The sequence below is a fragment of the Vibrio sp. R-1 genome (assembly GCF_035615595.1).
Classification (GTDB): domain Bacteria; phylum Pseudomonadota; class Gammaproteobacteria; order Enterobacterales; family Vibrionaceae; genus Vibrio; species Vibrio cholerae.
The window spans coordinates 1-9,896 of sequence record NZ_WPDC01000108.1 but is presented as its reverse complement, the minus strand read 5'-3'; the positions used below and the strand labels follow the sequence as shown (position 1 = coordinate 9,896).

Annotated in this window: 8 protein-coding genes and 1 riboswitch; of the genes, 4 read left to right on the top strand and 4 right to left on the bottom strand. The window is 45.8% G+C overall.

Going from position 1 to position 9,896, the window contains the following annotated elements:
• The first annotated feature begins 390 nt into the window (after nucleotides 1–390).
• Nucleotides 391–849 (top strand): RNA recognition motif domain-containing protein, encoded by a 459-nt coding sequence (locus GOU96_RS15755; RefSeq protein ID WP_001886229.1) that lies wholly within the window; start codon nucleotides 391–393, stop codon nucleotides 847–849.
• On the opposite strand, the gene murI is transcribed toward GOU96_RS15755, so the two are convergent.
• On the bottom strand, nucleotides 815–1,612 hold the full coding sequence (gene murI / locus GOU96_RS15750; protein WP_000098350.1) for a glutamate racemase: 798 nt from the start codon (nucleotides 1,610–1,612) through the stop codon (nucleotides 815–817). The two genes, GOU96_RS15755 and murI, sit on opposite strands and share 35 nt — an antisense overlap.
• 392 nt (nucleotides 1,613–2,004) lie before the next feature.
• On the opposite strand from murI, the gene GOU96_RS15745 reads away from it, so the two are divergent.
• Nucleotides 2,005–3,612, top strand: coding sequence for a S8 family peptidase (locus GOU96_RS15745; protein WP_032467978.1), 1,608 nt, complete (start codon nucleotides 2,005–2,007; stop codon nucleotides 3,610–3,612).
• A gap of 73 nt (nucleotides 3,613–3,685) precedes the next feature.
• Here the strand turns inward: GOU96_RS15745 and GOU96_RS15740 are convergent, their stop codons facing one another.
• Nucleotides 3,686–5,518, bottom strand: coding sequence for a TonB-dependent receptor domain-containing protein (locus tag GOU96_RS15740; protein WP_134986667.1), 1,833 nt, complete (start codon nucleotides 5,516–5,518; stop codon nucleotides 3,686–3,688).
• A gap of 43 nt (nucleotides 5,519–5,561) precedes the next feature.
• Nucleotides 5,562–5,765: riboswitch (cobalamin riboswitch) on the bottom strand.
• Between the two features lie 150 nt (nucleotides 5,766–5,915).
• Between GOU96_RS15740 and trmA the strand changes: the two genes are divergently transcribed.
• A complete protein-coding gene (trmA, locus tag GOU96_RS15735) occupies nucleotides 5,916–7,025 on the top strand; it encodes a tRNA (uridine(54)-C5)-methyltransferase TrmA (RefSeq protein WP_000212216.1) in 1,110 nt (369 codons plus the stop codon).
• Between the two features lie 36 nt (nucleotides 7,026–7,061).
• On the opposite strand, the gene GOU96_RS15730 is transcribed toward trmA, so the two are convergent.
• Together GOU96_RS15730 and fabR are read right to left on the bottom strand one after the other, a co-directional pair.
• On the bottom strand, nucleotides 7,062–7,433 hold the full coding sequence (locus tag GOU96_RS15730; RefSeq protein WP_069647619.1) for a YijD family membrane protein: 372 nt from the start codon (nucleotides 7,431–7,433) through the stop codon (nucleotides 7,062–7,064).
• Between the two features lie 39 nt (nucleotides 7,434–7,472).
• Nucleotides 7,473–8,114, bottom strand: coding sequence for an HTH-type transcriptional repressor FabR (gene fabR / locus GOU96_RS15725; protein WP_000838364.1), 642 nt, complete (start codon nucleotides 8,112–8,114; stop codon nucleotides 7,473–7,475).
• A gap of 307 nt (nucleotides 8,115–8,421) precedes the next feature.
• On the opposite strand from fabR, the gene sthA reads away from it, so the two are divergent.
• Nucleotides 8,422–9,822 carry a Si-specific NAD(P)(+) transhydrogenase gene (gene sthA / locus GOU96_RS15720; protein ID WP_000529898.1) on the top strand — a complete coding sequence of 467 codons (1,401 nt, stop codon included), beginning with the start codon at nucleotides 8,422–8,424 and terminating at the stop codon, nucleotides 9,820–9,822.
• Nucleotides 9,823–9,896 lie beyond the last annotated feature (74 nt).

The window sequence follows — 9,896 nt, the reverse complement described above, 5'->3', positions numbered from 1 at the left end:
ATTGTTAAAGAGCTTTTCCTATCGAAATCGCTTTTCCGCTCAGTTCGCTAGGGCTGCGTATATTACGCTTATTCAGTTGAGTGTCAAACGTTATTTTCTAACTTTTTCCTCTCTTTTTGCTTTCACTTTGTGATTTGAATCTCACGCCGTGTCAGTGAGGGCGCATTATAGGGAGACAGTGTTTTATGACAAGCTTTTTTTTGACAAATAAAATCGTTCGCTCAAAAAGACAACAATGGAATGTTTTTCGAATAAAATTTCAACATTTGAGGGGGGTCACACCATTCGATTGGAAAAATATCAAGCATATACGTAAGATTCCTGTGTCTATTTTGTTAATTCATCGATAGACCGTGAATCTTCTTTCTCTCTGATGCGTAGTAATTCAATATGAAATCTGACAAATCGATGTTATGGATTGCCCTGCTTGCCGTTATCGGTGCAGGGGCTTTATCGCAACTGACTCTACACTCTTCTTTCGCTTTTCTAATTGGTGTGGTTGCAACGACTTTAATTTGCAAACTTTCTACTCAACCCACCCTTTCATCAAGCCAAGATGAAGAGGCCTCTTCCACCACGAAGACACTCTATGTGGGCAACCTGCCCTATAAAGCCAACGAGTCGCACGTTAAAGAACTTTTCGCCGAATATGGTGAGGTCTTTGCGGTGCGGTTAATGAAAGACAAACGAACAGGTAAGCGGCGAGGATTTGGATTCGTCGTGATAGCCGCAGGCCAAGCCCAAACAGCTATTGACGCTCTGAATGAAAAGGAATATATGCAGCGAACGTTAAAGGTTCGGATTGCGAATGATCCTAAATCGGATGAAGAAATGGCTGAACAGGATTAAAACCTAACTGTTCGAGATTGATGTTCAGCGCACTTTCCTCCCATGGTGGTGCGCTTGCGTAAATCTGATGCTTTTGGTTTGTACCAACCCCTTTTTCTACTCCCAACAACTCCTGCACCCTGCGCGCAATGGCCAAACCAGAATCAATCAGTTGCACTTGATCTCCAAGTACTTGCTGAATCTCTTCTTTAATAAGGGGAAAGTGAGTACATCCTAAAACGGCGACATCGATCGTGTTTTTCAGAGGTTGCAATATGCTTGCTAATTCTTCGAGATCGAGAGGCTTACCCCGCAATTTCTCCTCAGCCATATTGACCAAGCGTGTAGACCCCAGCAGTTCAACATTTTTATTCGCAGAAAAGTCGCGGATCAACTCTTGCGTGTATTGCCGTTTCACTGTGGCTGGCGTCGCGATAAGCCCAATCGCCTTGCTAGCAATCAGGGAGGCGGGTTTAATTGCAGGCACAACCCCGACCACAGGTATCGTGAGTTTGGCGCGCAATACGGGTAACACTATGGTGCTCGCGGTATTACAAGCGATGACCACAAGATCGATTCGCTCTTGTTCAACCATTCGAGTAACCAGCGTATCAACTCGTGCGATCAGTGTTTCCTGGGTCAGCTCACCATAAGGATATGCCGCGTTATCAAACAGATAGATATAGTTTAATTGCGGCAAGCGGGCTTCAATTTCTCGATATACGGAAAGACCACCCACACCAGAATCGAAAATCAGTACACGAGGAAAAGATTGAGATGACACGAGTGCAACAACCTAACTAGAAAAAACGGAGAAATCATACTCTCGCTGCTACATTAGGCAATCCACCCCAGATATATAACATTAAAAAATCTAATTCAAAATTCATTATTTGACACATTACCAACATTTCAGTTCTTAATCCTGAACCACATTAGCATTAGAGTAAAAATTCTATATGTATCAATAAGAAGAACCTTTCTTTTCTGTCATTAATCTTACAAAACAAGAACAAAAAACGAACAATATAAACTTAACCTCCCCACGTGAAAACATAAGTAGTTTTCATGAATAACTTCTTTTCATCCAAGGATGAGATCGTTATTGGTGTGCTCAACATGATTGTTGTGAGCCACGACCCAACCATTTTTATTCACTTTTTAAGGAAACTTATCATGTTTAAAAAGTTTTTAAGCTTATGCATTGTTTCGACGTTTTCCGTCGCAGCAACCTCAGCACTTGCCCAACCCAATCAGCTTGTTGGCAAATCATCTCCTCAACAATTAGCACCATTGATGAAAGCCGCTTCAGGGAAAGGCATTAAAAATCAATACATTGTTGTACTCAAGCAACCAGCGACAATCATGAGTAATGATTTGCAAGCTTTCCAACAATTTACTCAACGATCTGTCAATGCATTAGCCAATAAGCATGCACTCGAAATCAAAAATGTTTTTGATAGTGCGTTAAGCGGTTTTTCTGCAGAGCTAACGGCTGAGCAACTACAAGCTCTTCGTGCCGATCCTAACGTCGACTATATCGAGCAAAACCAAATTATTACGGTTAATCCGATCATCTCTGCATCAGCAAATGCGGCTCAAGATAACGTAACCTGGGGAATCGACCGCATCGATCAGCGCGATCTACCGCTCAATCGTAGTTATAACTACAACTATGATGGCAGTGGCGTTACCGCTTATGTGATCGATACCGGTATTGCTTTCAACCATCCTGAATTTGGTGGACGAGCAAAATCCGGCTATGACTTTATCGATAACGATAATGATGCCAGTGACTGCCAAGGCCACGGTACACATGTGGCAGGCACTATCGGGGGGGCTCAATACGGTGTAGCTAAAAACGTTAACTTAGTTGGTGTGCGAGTGCTGGGATGTGATGGTAGTGGTTCAACTGAAGCGATCGCCCGTGGTATTGACTGGGTGGCTCAAAACGCGTCCGGCCCTTCTGTTGCCAATTTGAGTTTAGGGGGAGGGATATCTCAGGCGATGGATCAAGCAGTGGCTCGACTCGTCCAAAGAGGAGTCACGGCGGTCATTGCTGCTGGTAACGATAATAAAGATGCTTGCCAAGTATCCCCTGCACGTGAACCAAGTGGTATCACTGTAGGTTCAACGACCAATAATGATGGTCGCTCTAACTTCTCGAACTGGGGTAATTGTGTACAGATCTTCGCACCAGGATCTGACGTCACTTCGGCGTCGCATAAAGGTGGCACGACGACTATGAGTGGTACGTCTATGGCCTCACCCCATGTAGCTGGTGTCGCAGCCTTGTACTTACAAGAGAATAAGAACCTCTCTCCGAATCAAATCAAAACGCTGCTTAGCGACCGATCAACCAAAGGCAAAGTCAGCGACACTCAAGGAACACCAAATAAGCTGCTGTATAGTTTGACCGATAACAATACCACTCCGAATCCTGAGCCAAATCCGCAGCCAGAGCCACAACCGCAGCCTGACAGCCAATTGACTAATGGTAAAGTGGTTACAGGCATCAGTGGCAAGCAAGGTGAATTGAAAAAATTCTATATTGATGTGCCTGCAGGTCGTCGCTTGAGTATCGAGACCAACGGAGGTACAGGTAATCTTGATCTCTATGTTCGTCTAGGTATTGAACCAGAACCGTTTGCTTGGGATTGCGCATCTTACCGCAACGGCAATAATGAAGTTTGTTCCTTTCCGAATACCCGAGAAGGTCGCCACTTCATTACACTCTATGGCACCACTGAGTTTAACAATGTCAGTTTGGTGGCTCGCTACTAACATGACGCATTAAACAATAAAAGCCAGTCAGATGTTCTGACTGGCTTTTTATGGTTAAAGACAATGCCTGAATTTAAAACTGATAAGAGACATTGAAATAGTACGCACGCTCGGGAGCCTTGTAGCCAATCGCACTTTCATATTGCTCATTGAATACGTTTTCAATTCGGCCGCGAAGAGTCATATCCTGACTTACCCAGTATCCGACTGACATATCCCACAGATTAGTTGCCGAAATATAGTCTTCGTCCTTTGGCGTTGCCGTAGGTAGATCTAAACGCTTACCTGTATAGGTGTAGGTAGCATTTAAATCAAATTGTCCAAAACTTAATGAACTAATCCATTTGTAATTTTGCTTAGCACGACGTGACAGTTGGACACCATTATCATCTTTATGATCTTTAAACTCAGCCACCAACATATGGTTTACAGGTCCCGTATTGAAGTTCACATCAAATTCAAATCCTTTAATACGAGCATCGGTGTTATCTGAATACCAGCGGCCTGAAGATAAAGCAGGCTTATACCAAATAATTAGATTATCTACTTTGTTGTCGTATACCGAAGCATTCCAGCTTGCGAATGAATAAACCCCAGACACGCCAAATTCAATATTCTTAGACTCTTCAGGCTTCAAATCAGGCGTAGTAGTGAGGTCAGAATAAGTCGGCGCTTTGAAAGCAGTACCGTAGGCGGCACGAATACGGTGCTCATCATTGAGTTGATACCCTGCTGCTAATGACCATGTTGTATAGTGGTCATACTTATCATGCTTGTCATAACGGACTCCAGACTCAAATGTCCAACTATCAACATATACTCGACCAGAAGCAAATAAACCCTGAGTATCTCGGCTTTCACCCGCCAATTTATGAGAAGTACCATAATTCTTAGCATCATCAGCAAGACTCTCTCGACGAGCATCCACTCCCGCACCGACTTCAGCGTTTTCGGTCAGCTGATACAAGTTAGCCCACTGCAATTGAGTCATGGTGATATTGGCTTTAGTGCTTGCGTTAGCTTTACCTTCAGATAGCGAGTAATCCAGATTTTCAGTTTGCTGATAATTCAGACTTACTAAACTTTTTAGCTGCTCGCCTTGGAAATTTAATTGCCCAGTGAAACTTTCATTTTGCGAGTAGCCATGCTTTACAGAACCGGACTCATCATATTGAGCATCACTATCAAACCAACTCGCCGAAAAATAGCCAAGCCATTGCTCATTGAGCTGATGCTCATAACCTGCCATTAGGTTTTGGCCGTCAAATCCATATTGAGTACCGTTCCCTGTATTCTTAATATCGTATCCATCCGTTTGCTCAAAACCCGCCGCGACTTGAAAATGCCCGCTCTCTTCAACATCAGCCTTAGCGATCACATCCGCTTTTTTAGAAGAAAGACTTCCGATTCCGAGAGAAACTTGTTTTGCATCATCTCCGCGGTGCGAGCGAGTAATGATATTGATAACGCCACCAATCGCATCTGACCCATATACAGCAGCATTAGGCCCACGAATGACTTCTAAGCGCTCAACAAGACCTATCGGAAAACGGTTAAGTGCCACACCGCCCGCAGAGGAATTAATACGAATACCATCCACCAACACCAAAACATGATTACTGTTGGTTCCACGTATAAAAACAGAAGCACTATGTCCGCGCCCACCATTTTGGGCAATTTCGACACCAGGTACTCGGCGTAGTACTTCCGTTAAAGAATTCGCTTGATAAGCTTCAATTTCCTGACGAGAGACAACCGTCACCGAAGAGAGAACCGATGATTCTACTTGCTCAAAACGATTTGCCGTCACAACAACCGTTTCTTGAGGTTGTGCTTCGTTGGCGTGTAAATAAGAGATAGGGGTAAGCAGCGATGCTAGAGCGATCGCCAGTGCTGATTTTTGCATTATGTTGTCCTAAATCGCGTGAATCCTACCGAGTGCAATACCACTGCATAACTCAGTTGCTGGCAGGTCTTCGGACTTGAGAGCACTGTTGGCCTACTGGCTCGACTTCCCACTCGAAAAGCAGTGTCGTTTGAGCGTTCGTTCTCTCTTACCGCTGCGCGTCAGTTCCGGTGTTACACCGGATTCCCTTTTCAGCCATTTTTAGCCATCCAGGCATCTAAATAGCACCAGCTTGGCGCTGATAGTATTGAGTGAATGAAAAATTGTCCAGTACAGATTCCGATCCGCTAGGCTTTACACTGAATATCCCAATCAATATTTGGGCAAAACTGGACAAGCGGCCGAGATTGAATAAAATCTGCGCTCTTTCTGTAATAGCCCATAAAAAGGTACCCGAATGGCGACTCTTGATGTAAACCCTGAACTCTACCAAGCTCAATTGGCAGACAAAATCGCCCGTTTAAAAGCGATGTTTGTTGATTACTCCATGCCTGAGCTGGAAGTGTTTGAGTCGCCAGTGGCGAATTATCGTATGCGTGCTGAATTTCGGATTTGGCATGAAGGCGATGACATGTACTACATCATGTTTAATCAAGAGACGCGCGAAAAGTACCGCGTGGATCAATTTCCAGCGGCGAGCCGCCTGATTAACGATTTGATGCCTCTGCTGATGGATGCGATGAAAGGCAGCCCTATTCTGCGCCATAAACTGTTTCAGGTTGATTTCCTCTCAACCCTCAGTGGCGAGATTTTGGTTTCACTGCTGTACCATCGACAACTCAGCGAAGAATGGATCACTGCAGCGCAAGCTCTCAAACAGCGCCTGAACGATGAAGGATTCAACCTGAACTTAATCGGCCGTGCTCGCAAAATGAAAGTAGTGCTGGATCGTGATTACGTGGTGGAGAAATTACAGGTCAATGGCCAGCCTTATGTATATAAGCAAGTCGAAAACAGTTTTACCCAACCTAATGCGAAGGTCGCCGAAAAAATGTTGGAGTGGGCGGTCGATTGTACTCAAGAGAGCAAGGGGGATTTGCTTGAACTGTATTGCGGTAACGGCAACTTCTCACTCGCATTAGCGCAAAACTTTGAGCGAGTACTGGCAACCGAATTAGCCAAACCTTCTGTTGAAGCCGCGCAATTTAATATTGCCGCGAACCAGATCGGCAACGTGCAGATCATTCGCATGTCGGCAGAAGAGTTTACTCAGGCGATGGAAGGCAAACGCGAATTCAATCGCTTGAAGGATGCGGGAGTCGATCTGCAAAGCTACCGTTGCAACACTATTTTTGTCGACCCACCACGCTCAGGCATGGATATCGACACTTGTAAGATGGTGCAAGGTTATGAGCGCATTCTGTACATCTCTTGTAACCCAGAAACGCTGCAAGAGAACTTACAAGTCTTGGGGGAAACCCATCAAGTGGTGCGCTTTGCTCTCTTCGACCAATTTCCTTACACCCACCATATGGAAGCGGGTGTGATGTTAGAACGCAAAAAGTAACCGTATAAAAAACGAGCCAGATGGCTCGTTTTTTGTTTAGCGTGGCTTACCGATGTAACCGAGCTTACGCCCAATCCAAAAGATCAGGAGCAGTACTATGACGATGGAGAAAAAGTTCGACCCTTCTTGCGGGTATTGTGCTTTGATAAAAGCCGAGTGACCAAAAGCCCCGACGAAGAAACAGCCGAGGCCGACTAATGGCACCTCTTCCGCCACCGGATGAGCCAAATACTCTTGATAAAGCATCTGAGCTGAGAGTACTAAAGCTATCAAAGCAAACAGAGAAAATGGCACTGAACTCATGGTGAGCCATGAAAGCAAAGCATCACTGCACATTCCCGCGACCAGCGCCAGTATTAATGTTTTACGCTCTGCGCGAGTGGACTGAACGTTGTTTTCTCTCGACATCTCTCTTTCCTTTTTCCTCTTTTATTTTGGATATTGCACTTATTCCAACGCGCCTTTCAGGCGATGACGTTCACGCTCTTTACGATACCAATGTGCCCCTTTGGCCAGCATGCGCAGTTGCATGATCAAACGCTCGGCCAGTTCATCGCGTTCACGGCGATCCAAATCGAGCGCTTCTGCGCCTGAACTAAAGACCAAGGTGACGGAAGCTTCTGCTTGAGTCATCGCCTCTTCCCGCGTCATGCCTGTGGCAACCAGATATTCGGTGAGTTCAGCCGCAAAGTGTTGAATTTCACGCACTACCGCCGCTCGAAACTCGCAGGAAGTACCAGAACGTTCTCGCAACAACAAACGAAATACGTTAGGGCTGCTCTCAATGAACTCCATAAAGGTTTCCACTGAAGTGCGGATCACACTGCCTTCTTTGACGATGCGCTGGCGAGCTTGACGCATCAACTGACGCAATAACAGACCACCTTCATCCACCATGGTTAAACCCAGTTCATCCATGTCTTTGAAGTGACGATAAAACGAGGTCGGCGCAATGCCCGCTTCTCGGGCGACTTCACGTAGACTCAGGTTAGAGAAACTTCGGTCAGCGCTCAGTTGGCTAAACGCGGCATCAATTAAAGAGCGGCGCGTCTTTTCTTTTTGTTGTGCTCGGATTCCCAACGATTTCATTCCAATCAGTTCTCAGCTAAGTCGAAAAATGTGGTTCATACTATAACCTGATTGGTTGGCTTGTCTAAGCAACAAAGCTCGTCAGTATGAGACAGCAGCCATTTTCGCAACCGGATACCAGATAATAATGGTGCTGATGCTAACTCAATGTAATCAAAAGCGATTGGAATCAAGCAAGGTTGAGCACCTGTTTTGCAATGAAGGCGTGATCCCCTCCACTCTCTGCACCTTGCAGCATGTTTCCAGGTCAGGGAATGCGTTAAAATCTCGCAACAGCAATGTTAAGCAAATATAACAAGGATTCACTATGGGACAGAAAAACCACTTTGACGTCATTGTGATCGGTAGCGGTCCGGGCGGAGAAGGGGCAGCCATGGGGCTGACCAAAGGGGGAAAAAATGTCGCTATCATAGAAAAAGAGAGCAGTGTCGGCGGAGGTTGTACTCATTGGGGCACCATCCCATCGAAAGCCCTACGTCACGCGGTAAGCCGCATTATTGAGTTCAATAGCAACCCGCTGTTTTGCAAAAACAACTCCAGCATTCACGCTACGTTTTCGACCATTTTAAGTCACGCCAAAAGCGTGATTGATAAACAAACGCGCCTGCGCCAAGGCTTTTACGATCGCAATCAATGCACGCTGATTTTTGGCGCTGCGCACTTTATTGATGCTCACACCGTAGCTGTCAAAAAAGCCGATGGCAGCATCGACACCTACAGTGCCGATAAATTTGTTATCGCCACCGGTTCACGCCCTTATCACCCGAAAGATGTCGATTTTGGTCACCCGCGTATTTATGACAGCGACTCGATTCTGAACCTCGAACATGATCCTCGCCATATCATTATTTACGGTGCTGGGGTGATTGGTTGTGAATACGCCTCTATCTTCCGCGGCTTGGATGTCAAAACGGATCTGATCAACACCCGTGATCGCTTACTGTCGTTTCTGGATAATGAAGTCTCTGATGCGCTCTCTTACCACTTTTGGAACAGTGGTGTGGTGATCCGCAATGATGAAACTTACGACAAGGTGGAAGGCACCAGCGATGGGGTGATTGTCCATCTGAAGTCGGGCAAAAAAATGCGCGCCGATTGCTTGTTGTACGCAAACGGGCGCACCGGTAATACTGATAAGCTCAATTTAGAGTCGGTTGGCTTACAAGCCGATTCGCGAGGCCAGTTAGTCGTCAACGCCAATTACCAGACTCAAGTTGAACACATTTATGCGGTGGGTGATGTCATTGGTTACCCAAGCCTTGCCAGCGCCGCTTATGACCAAGGTCGGTTTGTCGCGCAAGCCATTATTCATGGCCAAGCGGCACATTTGTTGACTGAAGATATCCCAACCGGTATCTATACCATCCCAGAGATCAGTTCCGTGGGTCGTACCGAGCAAGAGCTGACGGCGGCTAAAGTGCCTTATGAAGTGGGACGCGCTTCTTTCAAACATTTGGCGCGCGCGCAAATTGCGGGCAAAGATATCGGCAGCTTAAAAATCCTGTTCCACCGCGAAACCAAAGAGATTTTAGGTATTCACTGCTTTGGTGAGCGTGCCGCAGAAATCATTCATATCGGCCAAGCGATCATGGAACAAAAAGGGGAAGCCAATACCATTGAGTATTTCGTGAACACCACCTTTAACTACCCGACGATGGCCGAAGCCTTCCGTGTTGCAGCCTTAAATGGTCTTAATCGACTGTTTTAATACGCTAGAGTCAAACTACTTAGAGTTGCAGGTAGACGGCAAGTGAGTTCATCCCCATGTGCATAGATACACTA